The following is a 15,880-nucleotide window of genomic DNA, read 5'->3' as shown; positions in this document are numbered from 1 at the left end:
CTGTGGGACGCACAAGTGTCGCCCCAGGCCGCCTGTCTGTCGAGAACACCGTACGCCCGCCCGTCTCCCGCCACCGCCCTTGTACGGGGCTCGGGCCGCCTTCCCGCCGTGCCGCCCGCCCTGCGGGCCGCCGGGGGCCACCGGTGCGGCCGGGTGACAATGGACGCGACAAGACAGGGACGGAGCGCTCGTGCAGTGGACTGTGGTCGTACCCCTGAAAGCCCTGGCGCGGGCGAAGAGCAGACTCTCGGACACCGCGGCCGACGGACTGCGCCCGGGGCTCGCCCTCGCCTTCGCGCAGGACACGGTGGCCGCGGTGCTGGCCTGCGCGGCGGTGCGCGATGTGGCGGTCGTCACGGACGACCCGCTCGCCGCGCGCGAGCTGGCGGCGCTGGGCGCGCGGATCGTCGCGGACGAGCCCGGGGACGGCCTGAACGCCGCCCTCACACACGCGGAGGCGGGGGTGCGGCGAGCCCGGCCCGGCTGCGCCCTGGCGGCGCTCAACGCGGATCTTCCGGCGCTGCGCCCCGGGGAATTGGCGCGGGTCCTGGACGCGGCCGCCGCATTTCCGCGCGCTTTTCTGCCCGATGCCGCGGGAATCGGCACGACGCTGCTGGCCGCCGCTCCGGGCCGGGCACTGCGGCCGGCGTTCGGCCCGGATTCACGGATGCGGCACCGCGCCTCGGGTGCGCGGCAGCTCGCGCTCGACGCGGTGGACTCGGTTCGCCAGGACGTGGACACCGGCGACGACCTGCGCGCGGCGCTGGCACTGGGCGTGGGGCCCCGCACGGCGGCGATGGCGGCACGGCTGCTCATCCCGGACGGGCCCGCCGGCTGAGGGGAAAGGCCCGCGGCCGGACCGCGGTGCACCGGGCGTCCGGGACGGAGGCCGGAGAAGAGGGGTCCGCCGCTCCCCGCCGCGGCGGGCGTGAGGGCGATCCGGCGGCCGAGAGGCTCCCGTGGCGGTCGATAGGCTTGCGTCATGCAGGCGACCGCGTACACCTACGATCCCGAGACCCGCACCGGCCAGGTGCTGCTCGACGACGGCACGCCCGTCCCCTTCGACGCACCGGCCTTCGACGCGGGCGGGCTCAGGCTGCTTCGTCCTGGGCAGCGGGTGCGGATCGAGACCGAGGGCGAGGGTGACGCCCGGCGCATCACGCTGGTGACCCTGCACACCTTCTGATCCCGCTGCCGGACACACCGCGGGCCGGCCTCCCCATGGGAGCCCGGCCCGGCGCGTGAGTGCCCGTGCGCCCCGTCTACCTGCGGGCGGTGGTCTTCTTGGCGGTGGTCTTCCGGGCGGTGGACTTCTTGGCCGGGGCCTTCTTCGCGGGGGCCTTCTTGGCCGCCGCCTTCTTGGCCGTCGTCTTCTTCGCGGTGGCCTTCTTCGCGGCCGCGGTGGTCTTCTTGGCCGTCGTCTTCTTCGCGGTGACCTTCTTCGCGGGTGCCGCCTTCTTGGCGGTGACCTTCTTCGCGGTGACCTTCTTCGCGGGCGCCGCCCTCTTGGCGGTGACCTTCTTGGCCGCCGCCTTCTTGACCGTGGCCGCGGCGCCCCCGGTGAGGCTGCCCTTGGGTGCCTTCTTGACGGCGACCTCACCACCGCGCGGGAGCTTCTTGGACCCGCTCACCAGGTCCTTGAAGCCCTGACCCGCACGGAAGCGCGGCACAGAGGTCTTCTTGACCCGTACCCGCTCGCCCGTCTGAGGGTTGCGGGCGTAACGGGCCGGACGCTCGACCTTCTCGAACGAACCGAAGCCGGTGACCGAGACCCGGTCGCCTCCGACGACCGCGCGGACGATGGCGTCCAGGACCGCGTCGACAGCATCGGCGGCCTGCTGGCGGCCGCCCATCTTGTCGGCAATCGCTTCTACGAGCTGCGCCTTGTTCACGTCTTCCCCTTCGGAGACATCGCCAGAACGAAAGTGTTCAAGCTTTTTCGCACGTTAGGCAGATATATACCGCAAATCAAACACGAAACGGGCTTATCACCCTCGTGCCGCAACGGACTCGGCCGTTTCAGACTTCCTCTTCGGGGATTCGCTCCTCGTCGAGGTCGCTCATGAACCGCTCGAGACGCCTGGCCGCTTCGGCGGGATCGTGCTTGGCCGCGGCCGTAAGGACCAGCAGCTTCCGGGTCAGCGCCATCCGTACGCCCTCCGGGACTTGCAGTGCGCGCACCCTTGCGTGCGCTTCCTTGAGTTGGGCCGCGACCGCCGTATAGAGCTCGAGTTGGCCGTCGTTGTCCATGCACAGATTGTGCCATCTGGGGCGAGTTGTCGCCCCCGCTGGGGGGCAACTGCCGTCTCCCAGGGGCCCTTGGGGTGCCTTGGGGCAGCGCGGCGCCGAGACGCGCGTACCCAGGCAATGACCCTTGTAACCAGGGAAGTTGAGGCCGTTCGCGGCAGCACGCCGAGCCGGTTGCCCGCAGGAACGGCTGTACCCCCAACCGTCCACGATTGGGGGTACAGAGAGGTGTCGTGATGGCCGAAAGCAGCCCTTGCGGAGCCGGGTGTCAGACCGGGAGGGTCCGCGGCTTGTACGCCGGGCGGCCCGCCTCGTACGCGGCGATGTCGTCCTCGTTCCGGAGGGTGATGGAGATGTCGTCGAGGCCGTTCAGCAGCCGCCAGCGGGAGTTCTCGTCCAGCTCGAAGGCGGCGGTGATGCCCTCGGCGCGCACCTCGCGGTTCTCCAGGTCGACCGTGATCTCCGCCTCGGGGTTGTGCTCGGTGAGCTCCCACAGGGCGTCCACGGTCTTCTGCTCCAGGACGACCGTGAGCAGACCGTTCTTCAGCGAGTTGCCGCGGAAGATGTCGGCGAACCGGGAGGAGAGGACCGCCTTGAAGCCGTAGTTCTGCAGCGCCCAGACGGCGTGCTCACGGGAGGAGCCGGTGCCGAAGTCCGGGCCGGCGACCAGCACGGTGGCGCCCTGCCGCTCGGGGCGGTTGAGCACGAAGGCGGGGTCCTTGCGCCATGCCTCGAACAGCCCGTCCTCGAACCCGTCCCGGGTCACCTTCTTGAGCCAGTGGGCGGGGATGATCTGGTCGGTGTCGACGTTGCTGCGGCGCAGCGGGACGGCCCGGCCGGTGTGCGTGGTGAATGCTTCCATGGTTCTCAGACTCCAGCGGGCGCAGGGGCGTCGGACAGATCGGCCGGGGAGGCCAGGTGGCCGAGGACCGCGGTGGCGGCGGCGACCTGCGGCGAGACCAGGTGCGTACGCCCGCCCTTGCCCTGCCTGCCCTCGAAGTTGCGGTTGGAGGTGGACGCGGAGCGCTCGCCCGGGGCCAGCTGGTCCGGGTTCATCCCGAGGCACATCGAGCAGCCCGCGTGCCGCCACTCGGCGCCGGCCTCCTTGAAGACCACGTCCAGTCCCTCGGAGACGGCCTGCAGGCCCACCCGCGCGGAACCCGGGACGACCAGCATCCGTACGCCCTCGGCGACTTTGCGGTTCTTGAGGACCGAGGCGGCGGCGCGCAGGTCCTCGATGCGGCCGTTGGTGCAGGAGCCTACGAAGACGGTGTCCACCGTGATGGAGCGCAGCGGCCTGCCCGCCTCCAACCCCATGTACTCCAGGGCCTTTTCGGCGGCGAGGCGCTCCGAGGCGTCCTCGTACGAAGCGGGGTCGGGGACGGTGGTCGACAGCGGCGCGCCCTGCCCCGGGTTGGTGCCCCAGGTGACGAACGGGGACAGCTCGGCGGCGTCGATGCGGACCTCGGCGTCGAATTCCGCGTCGTCGTCGGTCCGCAGCGTGCTCCAGTACTCCACCGCGGCGTCCCAGTCGGCGCCCTCGGGGGCGTGCGGCCGGCCCTTGAGGTAGGCGAACGTGGTCTCGTCCGGGGCGATCATGCCGGCCCGGGCGCCGGCCTCGATCGACATGTTGCAGATGGTCATCCGGGCCTCCATCGAGAGCTTCTCGATGGCCGGGCCGCGGTACTCCAGGACGTAGCCCTGGCCGCCGCCGGTGCCGATCTTCGCGATGATCGCCAGGATCAGGTCCTTGGCGGTGACGCCCTCGGGCAGCTCGCCGTCGACCGTGATGGCCATGGTCTTCGGGCGGGCCATCGGCAGCGTCTGGGTCGCCAGCACGTGCTCGACCTGGGAGGTGCCGATGCCGAAGGCGAGCGCGCCGAAGGCGCCGTGCGTGGAGGTGTGGGAGTCGCCGCAGACGACGGTCGTGCCCGGCTGGGTCAGGCCCAGCTGCGGGCCGACGACGTGCACGACGCCCTGCTCCACGTCGCCCAGCGGGTGCAGCCGGACGCCGAACTCGGCGCAGTTCTTGCGCAGCGTCTCCAGCTGGGCGCGCGAGACGGGGTCCGCGATGGGCTTGTCGATGTCGAGGGTGGGGGTGTTGTGATCCTCGGTCGCGATGGTGAGGTCGAGCCGGCGCACCCGGCGGCCGCTCTTGCGCAGGCCGTCGAACGCCTGGGGGCTGGTCACCTCGTGCAGCAGGTGCAGATCGATGTAGAGGAGGTCGGGCTCGCCCTCGGCGCGCCGGACGACGTGGTCGTCCCAGACCTTCTCCGCGAGTGTCCTACCCATCGCTTTCCCTCCGGCCGGCACGAGCGCGCCGGCCCAACTAGAGATCGTGTGGAAGCGGCGCCCGCACCCCCTGATTCCGGGCGTCCGCCGCCGGACCCGTCGGTCCGCGGGCCGCTGTGACTCCAAGGGTGGCGCGTTCCACGGAAAATTGAACTTGCGTTTCACAGAGTGAGACGTGAGTATCGTTGCATGGACAACAGTAGCGGCGTCGGCGTTCTGGACAAGGCGGCCCTGGTCCTGAGCGCCCTGGAGTCCGGTCCGGCCACCCTCGCGGGTCTGGTCGGCGCCACCGGACTGGCACGACCCACGGCACACCGCCTCGCCGTGGCACTGGAACACCACCGCATGGTGGCGCGCGACATGCAGGGCCGTTTCATCCTCGGCCCCAGGCTGGCCGAGCTGGCCGCGGCGGCGGGTGAGGACCGGCTGCTGGCGACGGCGGGCCCGGTGCTGACCCACCTCCGCGACGTCACGGGCGAGAGCGCGCAGCTCTATCGCCGCCAGGGGGACATGCGCATCTGCGTCGCCGCCGCGGAGCGCCTCTCGGGCCTCAGGGACACGGTTCCGGTGGGCTCGACACTCACGATGAAGGCGGGCTCCTCAGCGCAGATCCTGCTGGCCTGGGAGGAGCCCGAGCGGCTGCACCGAGGTCTTCAGGGCGCCCGCTTCACGGCCACGGCCCTGTCGGGGGTGCGGCGCCGCGGCTGGGCACAGTCCATCGGGGAGCGCGAGCCGGGTGTCGCCTCCGTCTCCGCACCCGTGCGCGGCCCCTCCAACCGCGTGGTGGCCGCGGTCTCCGTCTCCGGCCCCATCGAGCGGCTGACCCGGCACCCCGGCCGTATGCACGCCCAGGCGGTCATCGACGCGGCCGCCCGCCTCTCCGAGGCGCTGCGCCGCTCCGGCTGACCCGTCCCGCCGTCATCGGGGAGGGGCCCGCCTCAACGCCGCGGCGGGCCCCTCCCCGATCCCCCGTCTCCCCCGTCTTTCCTGTCTTTCCTGTCAGGCGGCCTCCCCGGCCTTCCCGGACGAGCGGTGCGCGAACCTGTCCGCGGCCCGCCGTCCCCGGCTCTCGACCGGCAGCACCCCCGTGGCCGCCGCGAGTCCGAAGGGCGGCATGTCGAAGTAGATCGACTCGTACGAGCCCTCGGGCACGACGTACGCCTCGTGCCACAGGCCGACGTGTCCGCGCACCTTGCCCGCGCGCTCCTTGCGGTTCACGATCCCCCACACCCGGTGGTGGAACATGTCGGGCGAGGCGGCGTAGGCGTAGAGCTTCTCCTTGGACTCCCAGTACTGGACCACGTAGTAGGTCCGCGGCGACGCCGTCAGCAGGACACGTCCCAGCAGCCCCCGGTCCCTGTCGCGGGCAAGCTCCCCCAGCATGCGGAACATCGACAGCATGACCGGGAGCCACTGGTGCACCGCCCAGAAGTGGTTGACGCGCATACCGATCAGCAGCACCACGGCGTCGCCTTCGACGGCCGCGGTGGTGCGTCCCGGAATCGGTTTCACGAACATGAACGACCCCCGACTCGATCGGATAGCGGCACTATCTTCTGTGGCGATGCTTGGATAGTGGCACTTACCAAGGAAGGGCGCAAGAGATGCGGCTGGCCCAGCTGAGCGAACGCAGTGGCGTGTCCACCGCGACGATCAAGTACTACCTGCGCGAGGGGCTGTTGGCGCCGGGCCACCAGATCAACGCGACGACGGCCGAGTACGACGAGAGCCATCTGCGCCGGCTGCGGCTGGTGCGGGCGATGATCCAGATCGGCCGGGTCCCGGTGGCGACGGTGCGGGAGGTGCTCGGGCACGTCGACGACGACTCCCTGGGGCGCACGATCCGGCTGGGCGCGGCGCTGTGGGCGTTGCCGCAGGTGGCCGAGCCCGACGAGGAGGACGATCACATCCGGGCCGCGCACCGCGAGGTGGACGACCTGCTGGACACCCTGGGCTGGCCGCACGCCAAGGCGCTGATCACCATCTCCCCGGCCTACCGTTCGCTGGTGGTGGCGGTGGCCGCGTTCAGACGGCTCGGCTACGACTGGGGCCCCGAACTGCTCGCGTCGTACGCACGGTTGATGCACCAGGTGGCCATGCTCGACCTGGACTTCGTGGAGACACATCCGTCGGAGGCAGAGAAGGCCGAGACCGCGGTTCTGGGGGTGGTCCTCGCGGAGCCGATCCTGCAGGCCCTGCACCGGCTGGCACAGGAGGAGGAGGCGGCGCGGCGGTACGGGTTCAAATAGGCCCTGCCACGGGAACGCCGATGGGCCCCCGGCCGGAACCGGAGGCCCATCGATCGTCGTACGTACCCCCGACCGGATTCGAACCGGCGCTACCGCCTTGAGAGGGCGGCGTGCTAGGCCGCTACACAACGGGGGCGAGGATCCTGCGTCTCCGCAGGCCCGAGCTGGTCTACCTGGACTCGAACCAAGACTAACTGAACCAGAATCAGTCGTGCTGCCAATTACACCATAGACCAAAGGTGGTTTAGACCTTTCAGTACCCCCGACCGGATTCGAACCGGCGCTACCGCCTTGAGAGGGCGGCGTGCTAGGCCGCTACACAACGGGGGCCTTGGCGATCCCCACCCGGCGACAGCCGGGTTTTGTCCACACGGGGACAACGGGAGCGACCCGAGCTGTCCTCGCGGGAAGGATCTGTACCCCCGACCGGATTCGAACCGGCGCTACTGCCTTGAGAGGGCAGCGTGCTAGGCCGCTACACAACGGGGGCTTGCGGATGAGATCCGCGGGTGCAGAAAAGCTCTGCGAGCTGGCCTACCTGGACTCGAACCAAGACTAACTGAACCAGAATCAGTCGTGCTGCCAATTACACCATAGGCCACTGGAACGCAAGCCCCGGAGGGGTTCTTGTTCTAGCTCGCGCTTCCGGTGACCGGCCCTTCGGCCCGACCCCGGCGGCGCAGGAAGAACATTACCCGAAGGTGGACGGCGCTCCAAAACGGGTATCCGCGCCGAGGACCGCGGGGAGTTCGGCGAGGGAGGCGATCCGGCGCAGGCCCGCGGGTACTTCGGGCCGCGACGCCATCGGCGTGTCCGTGACGGTGCTCACGCCCGAACGGTCGATCCACACGGACAGCAGCCCGGCCTCGGCGGCGCCCCGGCCGTCGATCTCCGGATGGTCGCCGACGTACGCCACCCGGTGCGGGGCGAGTTCCAGGGCGTCGCAGGCCGCGCGGAAGGCCCGGGCGTCCGGCTTGGAGAAGCCCAGTTCGGCGGCGCACAGGACGGCCTCGAAGCGGTCGCGGACGCCGAGGGCGCGCAGCTTGGGGTCCTGGACGTGGAGGCTGGAGTTGGACAGCACGGCGTGCCGGTGGCTGGCGGCGAGGGCGTCCAGAGCGGGCAGGACGTCGGGGAAGAGGGCCCAGGCCGTCTCGTAGTGGTCCAGGTAGCGCCGGAACCAGGAGTCGGCCTCGTCGTCGGTCAGCTCCTCCCCCAGGAAGACCCGCACGCGGTCCCGGCGCTGCCCCTCGAACGAGATCTCCCCGGCCGCGTACCGCGCCCACTGCCGGTCGGTGATCTCCCGCCAGCGCGCGAGGGCCTGCTCCACGGTCTCGTACGCGTCGAGCAGGCCCTCGGCGGCCAGGTGCCCGCGCATGCCGGCCCGGTCGGCGGTGGTGTAGTCGAAGAGGGTGTCGTCGACGTCCCACACGACAGCTGTGATCGCCATGCCTTTGACGGTACCGCCGCGGACGACGAGGGGCGGCACCCGATCGGGTGCCGCCCCTGCATCCGGACGGGTCAGGCCGTCAGCTTCGCCAGCGCCGCATCGAGGCGGGCCAGGGTCCGCTCCTTGCCCAGGACCTCCAGGGACTCGAACAGCGGCAGGCCGACCGTGCGGCCGGTGACGGCGACGCGGACCGGGGCCTGGGCCTTGCCGAGCTTGAGGCCGTGGGCCTCGCCGGCGGCCAGGACGGCCTCCTTCAGCGACTCGGCGGAGCCCCAGTCGGCCGCGTCGAGGTTCCCGCGGGCCGTGCGCAGCAGTGCGTCGCTGCCCTCCTTCATGGCCTTGGTCCAGGACGCCTCGTCGGACACCGGCTCCGGCAGGAACAGGAAGTCGACGTTGTCGGTGATCTCGGACAGGACCTTGACGCGGGTCTGTGCGTGCGGGGCGATCGCCAGCCACTTCGCCTCGTCGAAGTCCTCGGGCGCCCACGGCGCGAACGGGGCCTTCAGCCAGGGCGCGCAGCGCTCCGTGAAGTCCTTCACGTCGAGCAGCCGGATGTGGTCGGCGTTGATCGACTCGGCCTTCTTCAGGTCGAACCGGGCGGGGTTGGGGTTCACGTCCGCGATGTCGAAGGCGGCGACCATCTCGTCGATCGTGAAGATGTCGCGGTCGGCGGCGAGCGACCAGCCCAGCAGGGAGAGGTAGTTGAGCAGGCCCTCCGGCAGGAAGCCGCGCTCGCGGTAGAGGTTCAGCGAGGACTGCGGGTCGCGCTTCGACAGCTTCTTGTTGCCCTCGCCCATCACGTACGGCAGGTGCCCGAACGCGGGCACGGCCTTCGCGATGCCCAGCTCGATCAGCGCCTTGTAGAGGGCGATCTGGCGCGGGGTGGAGGAGAGCAGGTCCTCGCCGCGCAGGACGTGGGTGATCTCCATCAGGGCGTCGTCGACCGGGTTCACGAGCGTGTACAGGGGTGCCCCGTTCGCCCGTACGATCCCGTAGTCCGGCACGTTCTCCGGCGTGAAGGTCAGTTCGCCGCGGACCAGGTCGGTGAAGGTGATCGTCTCGTCGGGCATGCGGAAGCGGACGATGGGGGCGCGGCCCTCGGCCTCGTACGCCGCGACCTGCTCGGCGGTCAGCTCGCGGCAGTGGCCGTCGTAACCGGAGGGCCTGCCGGCGGCCCGGGCGGCCTCGCGGCGGGAGTCCAGCTCCTGCGTCGTGCAGTAGCAGTGGTAGGCGTACCCGCCGTCCAGGAGCCTGCGCGCCACGTCCTGGTAGACGTCCATCCGCTGGGACTGGCGGTACGGCGCGTGGGGGCCGCCGACCTCGGGTCCCTCGTCCCAGTCGAAGCCCAGCCAGCGCAGCGAGTCCAGGAGCTGGACGTACGACTCCTCCGAGTCGCGGGCCACGTCCGTGTCCTCGATGCGGAAGACGAACGTACCGCCGGTGTGGCGGGCGAACGCCCAGTTGAACAGGGCGGTGCGGACCAGGCCCACGTGGGGGTTGCCGGTCGGGGACGGACAGAAACGTACGCGGACGTTCGCGTTAGCCACGCTTGATCACCTTGTTGGTGAGAGTGCCGATGCCTTCGATGGTGACGGCGACCTCGTCGCCGACATGGAGGGGGCCGACCCCCGAGGGGGTGCCCGTGAGGATCACGTCGCCGGGGAGCAGCGTCATGGCCTCGGAGATGTTCACGATCAGGTCCTCGACCGGGTGGATCATCTCGCTCGTCCGGCCGAGCTGGCGCTGCTCGCCGTTGACCGTGAGCTGGATGGTGAGGTCGGCCGGGTCGAGGTCGGTCTCCACCCAGGGGCCGAGCGGGCAGGAGGTGTCGAAGCCCTTGGCCCGCGCCCACTGCTTCTCGCGCCGCTGCACGTCGCGCGCGGTGACGTCGTTGGCGCAGGTGTAGCCCAGGATCACGTCCTTGACCCGCTCGCGCGGGACCTCGCGGCACATACGGCCGATCACCACAGCCAGCTCGGCCTCGTGGTGCAGTTCCTGGGAGAAGGACGGGTACGCGATCGCATCGCCGGGGCCGATCACCGAGGTGGAGGGCTTGAAGAAGGCGAACGGGGCCTCGGGCACCTCGTTGCCCAGTTCCCTGGCGTGCTCCGCGTAGTTGCGCCCGAAGGCCACGACCTTGTTGGGGAGCACCGGCGGCAGCAGCCTGACCTGGCTCAGCGGCACCTTCGTGCCGGAGAGCTCGAAGTCCGCGAACGGGATGCCCTTGATGATGTCGAGGACGAGTTCGTCCGGCTTGTCGCCCTCGACCGCGCCGAAGGCGACGTTCCCGTCGATGGAGAACCTGGCGATGCGCACGGGATCCTTGCGCCCCTCACTGAGCTGGCTGGAGTCTGACGCTCCAGGCTAACGCGGCAGGGGGCGGGCGCCTCGCGCATTACGGGGCCTGCGGCCGCCGCGTGCCGACGGGCGCAGGCGAAGCGGTGCGCGGCCGGCGCGGAGCCGCGAGCGCCCGGCGCGGGCCGCTGAGCCCGCTCCTCCGCTCGCGCGCTACTCCGCGACGGAGGCCGGGACCTCCATGAGGACGGTGCGCTTGGGGTTGGCGGTCTGCGCGGGAAGGTCGACCGAGGGTTCCGGCACCGCCGGGGCCTGCAGCTCGTCGGCGTCGGCGAGGTGCGCCAGCGTCGTGCGCCGCGGGTTGGCTATCGTGCGGAACATCATCGTGGTCTTCACTGTTCTCGTTGACCTCGTCGTTGAAGGGCACCCGGTGGGCCTCAAGGGCCGCCGCCGAAGCGCAGGTTGTCGGATTCGCCATCCCTGTAAAGCGTCAGGCTAAACATGCAATTCCCGCGCGAGGCCCCGGGGAGGGGCCGATCGGCGTGTGAGTTTGCTCACTGCCTTGCGAACAAAACGGTCAATTCAGACCGTCGACCGGCCCCTTCGAAACGGACATTGCTCTATTGAAGCCCGCATTCCGCTCCTGATCATGGCGACTGGGGCACTGGATACGCTCCAGCGGCTCGCGGAGATAAGTCCGTTATGTACGAGATAAATCTCCACTCTTCGTGACGCCGCCCTCACAACGTGTCACGGTGGTCACGGGCTCGCCCATTGGCCTTGTTGGAGATCCGGCACTGTGCTGGAATTCCACGGACCGCCGCGGGATCCAACCGGCGCGCAGGGGCGCAACGCAGCGCCGAGGAGCGGCGGGAAGGGGGAGCCTGCGCCGGTCACTCACGACCAACAGAGGGGCGTGCTCAGAGCGCCCCTCACGACGCCGACACCGCCCCGCCGTTCGCGCGGAGGGGCGCCTGGTCCAGAGGTTGCGACGCTAGTGCAGGGACGTTTCAAGAGGGATGGCAGCGCTTCGGCGGAGCCGGAGCCGCACGGCGGGACCGACCGTGGTTCCTCGCCCCAGCACGCCCAGAACCCGGGATCGGCACCGGCCGGCGGTGGCCCCGAGCGGCCCGGGCGCTCCGGTGCGTCCGCGGACTCCCCACCGCCGCCCCCACCGCCCAAGACCGCTCCCCCGGTCACACCGGGCACACGAATAGCCCTGCGCAACTGGCGTATCTCGACCCGTCTGGTCTCGCTGCTCGCGCTCCCCGTGGTCGCCGCCACCTCGCTCGGCGCCCTGCGCATCAGCGACTCGATGGACGAGATCCAGCAGCTCGACAACATGAAGCTGCTGACCGACATGACCAGGCAGGCGACCCAGCTGGCCGAGGCGCTCCAGGAGGAGCGGGACCAGTCGGCCGGCCCCCTCGCCAACGGCGCGCCGGGGACCGACCTGGGGGTCAAGGGGGTCCGCGACAAGACGGACAGGGCCCGCTCCTCTTTCCTGGAGGGCACCCAGGCGCTCAGCGACGCCTCCGACAAGGGCCAGCTGTCCGGTGTGCGCGACAACGTCGTGGGCATCGCGAGCGAGCTGAGCAACCTCAGCGCCATCCGGGCCAACGCCTACAAGGACCCGAAGAACTCCACCCAGACGGTCGAGGCGTACCACCGCCTGATCGCACAGCTGCTGAGCCTGTCCCAGGACATGGCGCAGGCCACCAGCAACCCCGAGATGATCCAGCGCACCCGCGCCCTGTCGGCCTTCTCGACGGCCAAGGAGTACGCGTCCGAGCAGCGCGCCGTGATCGCGGCGGCCCTGCCCGACAACAACCTCACGTTCGGCAAGCTGTCCGAGAACGACCGTCAGTACGCCCTGTCGGCCCTGGACAGCCAGGGGTCCGAGCTGGACAGCTTCAAGAGCATCTACGGCACCGGTGCCGAGGAGCTGACCAAGCCGATCGACCAGGGCAGTCCCACGATCGTGGACGCCGACAACTACGCCAGCCGTGTGCTGAAGAGCTCGACCGGCCTGCGGTCGCAGAACAAGCGCTCGTACCGGGACTGGGTCGACGCCGACACGTCCAAGATCGAGCAGATGAAGAAGATCGAGGGCACGCTCCTGGAGGAGATGGAGCAGAAGGCCCGCGAGCTGCGCAGCGCCTCGGAGCGCGAGGCCCTCATCTCCGGTGCGCTGATCCTCCTCGTCCTCGGTGTCTCCCTGGTCGGCGCCTTCGTCGTGGCCCGCTCCATGATCCGCTCGCTGCGCCGGCTGCAGGAGACCGCGACCAAGGTCGCCCAGGAGCGCCTGCCCGAGCTGGTCAAGCAGCTGTCCGAGGCCGACCCGCAGGACGTCGACACGTCCGTCGAGTCGGTCGGTGTGCACTCCCGTGACGAGATCGGCCAGGTGGCCGCGGCCTTCGACGACGTCCACCGCGAGGCGGTCCGCCTCGCCGCCGAGCAGGCCCTGCTGCGGGGCAACGTCAACGCGATGTTCACCAACCTCTCGCGCCGCTCCCAGGGCCTGATCCAGCGCCAGCTGTCGCTGATCTCCGAACTGGAGTCCCGCGAGGCCGACCCGGACCAGCTCTCCTCGCTGTTCAAGCTCGACCACCTCGCGACGCGTATGCGCCGTAACGGTGAGAACCTCCTCGTCCTCGCCGGTGAGGAGCCGGGCCGCCGCTGGACCCGCCCGGTCCCGCTGGTCGACGTGCTCCGCGCCGCCGCGTCCGAGGTGGAGCAGTACGAGCGCATCGAGCTGGCCGCCGTCCCGGCCACCGAGGTCGCCGGCCGGGTCGTCAACGACCTCGTGCACCTGCTCGCCGAGCTGCTCGAGAACGCCACGTCGTTCTCCTCCCCGCAGACCAAGGTCAAGGTCACCGGTCACGCGCTGCCCGACGGCCGCGTGCTGATCGAGATCCACGACACCGGTATCGGTCTGTCCCCGGAGGACCTCGCCGCGATCAACGAGCGGCTCGCCTCGCCGCCCACGGTGGACGTCTCCGTCTCCCGCCGCATGGGCCTGTTCGTGGTCGGCCGGCTGTCGCAGCGCCACGGCATCCGCATCCAGCTGCGCCCGTCCGACTCCGGTGGTACGACCGCGCTGGTCATGCTCCCGGTCGACGTCGCCCAGGGCGGCAAGAAGCCCGGTGCGGGCAAGCCGGGCCAGGGCGCCCCGCAGTCCGGCGGCCCGGCCGCCGCGCAGGCCGCCGCCGGTGTGGCCGCGGCCCGTCGCCAGGCCCAGCAGGGCGGTCCGTCCGTCGGTGCCGGCGCGTCCGCGGGAGGTCCCGCACTCGGCGGCCCCCCGCAGCGCGGGCAGGTGGGTGGCGGCCAGGGGCCGCGTGCCGCGCTGCCCGGCAGCGCGGGCGGCCGTCCCGGCGGCCCGCAGGGTCCCGCTCCGCAGCAGGGCCGGCCGGCCCCGGCGGGCGCGGGCGCGGGTGCCGGCGCCTTCGGCCAGGGCGCGCCCGGCGCGCCGCAGGGACTGCAGTCGGCCCAGGCCTTCCAGGGGCCGGGCTCCCGCCAGGGCGGCTTCGGCGACGGCGGCTCGGGCATGCGCCCGGCCGGCTTCGGTGATGACGCGCCCGCGGCGGCACCGCAGCAGGGGACCCAGCAGCAGGGGACCCAGCAGCAGGCACCGCAGCAGCAGCCCAAGGGGCGCATCGGCCGTCGTCGGCCGCAGCTGCCCGGGCGCGGCGGTCCGCGTGCCGAGCTTCCCGGTGCCGGCCCGCAGCAGCAGCGCACGCCGAGCTGGAGCGACGAGAACGCGCAGCCGCCGGTGCCGCGCGCCTCGCTGGACGCTCCGCGCGGCCACGAGGAGCCGGACGCACTGTCCGCGACCTCGCCGATGCCCCGCGTCGACGACCGCCAGGGACCCGGCTCGACCGCGGAGATCCCGCGCGTCGACGACCGCCAGGGGCCCGGCTCCACCGGCGGGTTCCGGCGACCGGACTTCAGCGCCCAGCGCCCCGGCGCGACGGCGCCGAACGACGGAGGGCCGTTCGTCCGCTCGGACGTCTTCGGCGGTGCGGGCGGCGGAACGGGCCAGTTCCCGCCCGGCCGCGGTCAGGACACGGGTGGCTTCCCCGCGCCCGGCCGTGCCCAGGACCCGTCCTCCACGGGACAGTTCGCCTCGCAGGGCTACGACAGCTCCTCGACGGGACAGTTCGCCTCGCAGGGCTACGACAACTCCTCGACGGGACAGTTCGCCGCCCCCGGCTACGACAACTCCTCGACCGGCCAGTTCGCCGCCCCCGGCTACGACAACTCCTCCACGGGACAGTTCGCCTCGCAGGGGTACGGAGGCGGCCAGGACCCCGCTTCCACGGGCCGGTTCGAGCGCCCGCAGCCGGACGGCTACGGCGGCTACCGGCCGCCGGCCCAGCAGCAGCCCCCACGCCGCCAGGAGCCCGAGGCCCTGCCGCCGGCGACGGGCCCCGGCGACGGGCGTACCCCGCTGTACGACACGCTGGAGACCAACTGGTTCCGCGGTGACCAGCGGCAGAGCAACGGCTCCGCCGCGCCGCCGGCCCAGCAGCAGCCCTCCGGGGCACCCCCGCGCCCGGCCTCCCCACCTCCCCCGGCCTGGCGCAGCTCACCGAACGACGAGCTCGTCCGCCAGGCCGAGCGCGTGCGGCAGCCCGCCGCCGGAGGCGTGACCACCTCCGGCCTGCCGCGCCGGGTCCCGCGCGCGAATCTCGTACCGGGCACGGCCCAGCAGCAACAGCACCACAGTGGTCCGCAGGTCTCGCGTGCGCCCGACGACGTGCGCGGCCGGCTGACCAATCTCCGACGGGGCATCGCACAGGGTCGCCAGGCCGGTGGCCCCCAGACCGGCAGCTTCCCCAGCCCCTCTCACCAGCAGGAGCGTTAGTTGAGCCAGATGAGCCAGGCGGCACAGAATCTCAACTGGTTGATCACCAACTTCGTGGACAACACCCCTGGGGTGTCCCACACCGTCGTCGTGTCCGCCGACGGTCTCCTTCTGGCCATGTCGGAAGGCTTTCCACGCGACCGCGCCGACCAGCTCGCGGCGGTGGCCTCCGGGCTCACCTCGCTGACGGCCGGCGCCTCCCGGATCTTCGAGGGGGGCGACGTGGCACAGACGGTCGTCGAGATGGAGCGTGGCTTCCTCTTCCTGATGTCCATCTCCGACGGATCCTCGCTCGCCGTGCTCGCCCATCCCGAGTGCGACATCGGCCTCGTCGGCTACGAGATGGCCCTTCTGGTCGACCGCGCGGGAGCGGTGCTCACGCCCGACCTGCGCGCCGAACTCCAGGGCAGTCTCCTCCACTGATCGGCTCCGGTACTACCCACCTCACCAAATCACCGTCCGGCCGCCACAATCCCCCCACCG

General features: G+C 71.3%; 15 protein-coding genes and 5 tRNA genes. 6 read left to right on the top strand and 14 right to left on the bottom strand.

Annotated features, from left to right (window positions below; all coding sequences use genetic code 11):
* Nucleotides 1–190 precede the first annotated feature (190 nt).
* Together cofC and ACZ79I_RS28630 are read left to right on the top strand one after the other, a co-directional pair.
* Nucleotides 191–838, top strand: coding sequence for a 2-phospho-L-lactate guanylyltransferase (cofC, locus tag ACZ79I_RS28635; RefSeq protein WP_471500794.1), 648 nt, complete (start codon nt 191–193; stop codon nt 836–838).
* Nucleotides 839–982: 144 nt separating this feature from the next.
* Entirely contained in the window at nt 983–1,186 is a 204-nt protein-coding gene (locus ACZ79I_RS28630; RefSeq protein ID WP_381080367.1) for a hypothetical protein, read from the top strand.
* A gap of 76 nt (nt 1,187–1,262) precedes the next feature.
* Here the strand turns inward: ACZ79I_RS28630 and ACZ79I_RS28625 are convergent, their stop codons facing one another.
* From ACZ79I_RS28625 to leuC, 4 genes are all read right to left on the bottom strand, one after another.
* Nucleotides 1,263–1,892 carry an HU family DNA-binding protein gene (locus ACZ79I_RS28625; protein ID WP_471500791.1) on the bottom strand — a complete coding sequence of 210 codons (630 nt, stop codon included), beginning with the start codon at nt 1,890–1,892 and terminating at the stop codon, nt 1,263–1,265.
* 127 nt (nt 1,893–2,019) lie between these two features.
* The gene (locus ACZ79I_RS28620) at nt 2,020–2,250 is read right to left on the bottom strand and encodes an SCO5555 family protein (RefSeq protein WP_471500789.1); all 231 of its coding nucleotides are present in this window, start codon (nt 2,248–2,250) and stop codon (nt 2,020–2,022) included.
* Nucleotides 2,251–2,515: 265 nt separating this feature from the next.
* Nucleotides 2,516–3,109, bottom strand: a complete 594-nt coding sequence (gene leuD, locus ACZ79I_RS28615) for a 3-isopropylmalate dehydratase small subunit (protein ID WP_471500787.1) — start codon at nt 3,107–3,109, stop codon at nt 2,516–2,518.
* A gap of 5 nt (nt 3,110–3,114) precedes the next feature.
* Complete coding sequence (gene leuC, locus ACZ79I_RS28610; RefSeq protein WP_471500785.1) at nt 3,115–4,539, bottom strand: 3-isopropylmalate dehydratase large subunit; 1,425 nt, start codon at nt 4,537–4,539, stop codon at nt 3,115–3,117.
* 189 nt (nt 4,540–4,728) lie between these two features.
* On the opposite strand from leuC, the gene ndgR reads away from it, so the two are divergent.
* Nucleotides 4,729–5,445 (top strand): IclR family transcriptional regulator NdgR, encoded by a 717-nt coding sequence (gene ndgR, locus ACZ79I_RS28605; protein ID WP_023546516.1) that lies wholly within the window; start codon nt 4,729–4,731, stop codon nt 5,443–5,445.
* 93 nt (nt 5,446–5,538) lie between these two features.
* Here ndgR and ACZ79I_RS28600 read toward each other — a convergent pair whose 3' ends face one another.
* On the bottom strand, nt 5,539–6,057 hold the full coding sequence (locus tag ACZ79I_RS28600; protein WP_471500783.1) for a DUF4188 domain-containing protein: 519 nt from the start codon (nt 6,055–6,057) through the stop codon (nt 5,539–5,541).
* Nucleotides 6,058–6,143: 86 nt separating this feature from the next.
* Between ACZ79I_RS28600 and ACZ79I_RS28595 the strand changes: the two genes are divergently transcribed.
* Nucleotides 6,144–6,788: a MerR family transcriptional regulator gene (locus ACZ79I_RS28595; RefSeq protein WP_471500781.1), complete on the top strand. Its 645-nt coding sequence runs from the start codon at nt 6,144–6,146 to the stop codon at nt 6,786–6,788.
* A 63-nt stretch (nt 6,789–6,851) separates the two neighbouring features.
* Here the strand turns inward: ACZ79I_RS28595 and ACZ79I_RS28590 are convergent.
* The 9 genes from ACZ79I_RS28590 to ACZ79I_RS28550 form a co-directional block, all read right to left on the bottom strand.
* A tRNA-Glu gene (locus ACZ79I_RS28590) sits at nt 6,852–6,924 on the bottom strand.
* Between the two features lie 28 nt (nt 6,925–6,952).
* Nucleotides 6,953–7,024 (bottom strand) — tRNA-Gln (locus ACZ79I_RS28585).
* A gap of 21 nt (nt 7,025–7,045) precedes the next feature.
* A tRNA-Glu gene (locus ACZ79I_RS28580) sits at nt 7,046–7,118 on the bottom strand.
* 87 nt (nt 7,119–7,205) lie between these two features.
* Nucleotides 7,206–7,278 (bottom strand) — tRNA-Glu (locus ACZ79I_RS28575).
* Nucleotides 7,279–7,317: 39 nt separating this feature from the next.
* A tRNA-Gln gene (locus ACZ79I_RS28570) sits at nt 7,318–7,389 on the bottom strand.
* Nucleotides 7,390–7,479: 90 nt separating this feature from the next.
* Nucleotides 7,480–8,235, bottom strand: a complete 756-nt coding sequence (locus ACZ79I_RS28565) for an HAD family hydrolase (RefSeq protein ID WP_471500779.1) — start codon at nt 8,233–8,235, stop codon at nt 7,480–7,482.
* 71 nt (nt 8,236–8,306) lie between these two features.
* The gene (gene gltX / locus ACZ79I_RS28560; protein WP_471500777.1) at nt 8,307–9,782 is read right to left on the bottom strand and encodes a glutamate--tRNA ligase; all 1,476 of its coding nucleotides are present in this window, start codon (nt 9,780–9,782) and stop codon (nt 8,307–8,309) included.
* A complete protein-coding gene (locus ACZ79I_RS28555; protein ID WP_471500775.1) occupies nt 9,775–10,551 on the bottom strand; it encodes a fumarylacetoacetate hydrolase family protein in 777 nt (258 codons plus the stop codon). The genes gltX and ACZ79I_RS28555 overlap by 8 nt, the downstream gene beginning before the upstream one ends.
* A gap of 192 nt (nt 10,552–10,743) precedes the next feature.
* Nucleotides 10,744–10,926, bottom strand: a complete 183-nt coding sequence (locus ACZ79I_RS28550; RefSeq protein ID WP_471500773.1) for a hypothetical protein — start codon at nt 10,924–10,926, stop codon at nt 10,744–10,746.
* 601 nt (nt 10,927–11,527) lie between these two features.
* On the opposite strand from ACZ79I_RS28550, the gene ACZ79I_RS28545 reads away from it, so the two are divergent.
* Both ACZ79I_RS28545 and ACZ79I_RS28540 read left to right on the top strand, forming a co-directional pair.
* Complete coding sequence (locus ACZ79I_RS28545) at nt 11,528–15,397, top strand: sensor histidine kinase (protein WP_471500771.1); 3,870 nt, start codon at nt 11,528–11,530, stop codon at nt 15,395–15,397.
* A gap of 9 nt (nt 15,398–15,406) precedes the next feature.
* Entirely contained in the window at nt 15,407–15,820 is a 414-nt protein-coding gene (locus tag ACZ79I_RS28540) for a roadblock/LC7 domain-containing protein (RefSeq protein WP_121890767.1), read from the top strand.
* Nucleotides 15,821–15,880: the final 60 nt, after the last annotated feature.

This window comes from Streptomyces sp. PSU-S4-23 (assembly GCF_055632315.1).
This window is presented reverse-complemented; position numbering and strand designations above follow the sequence as displayed.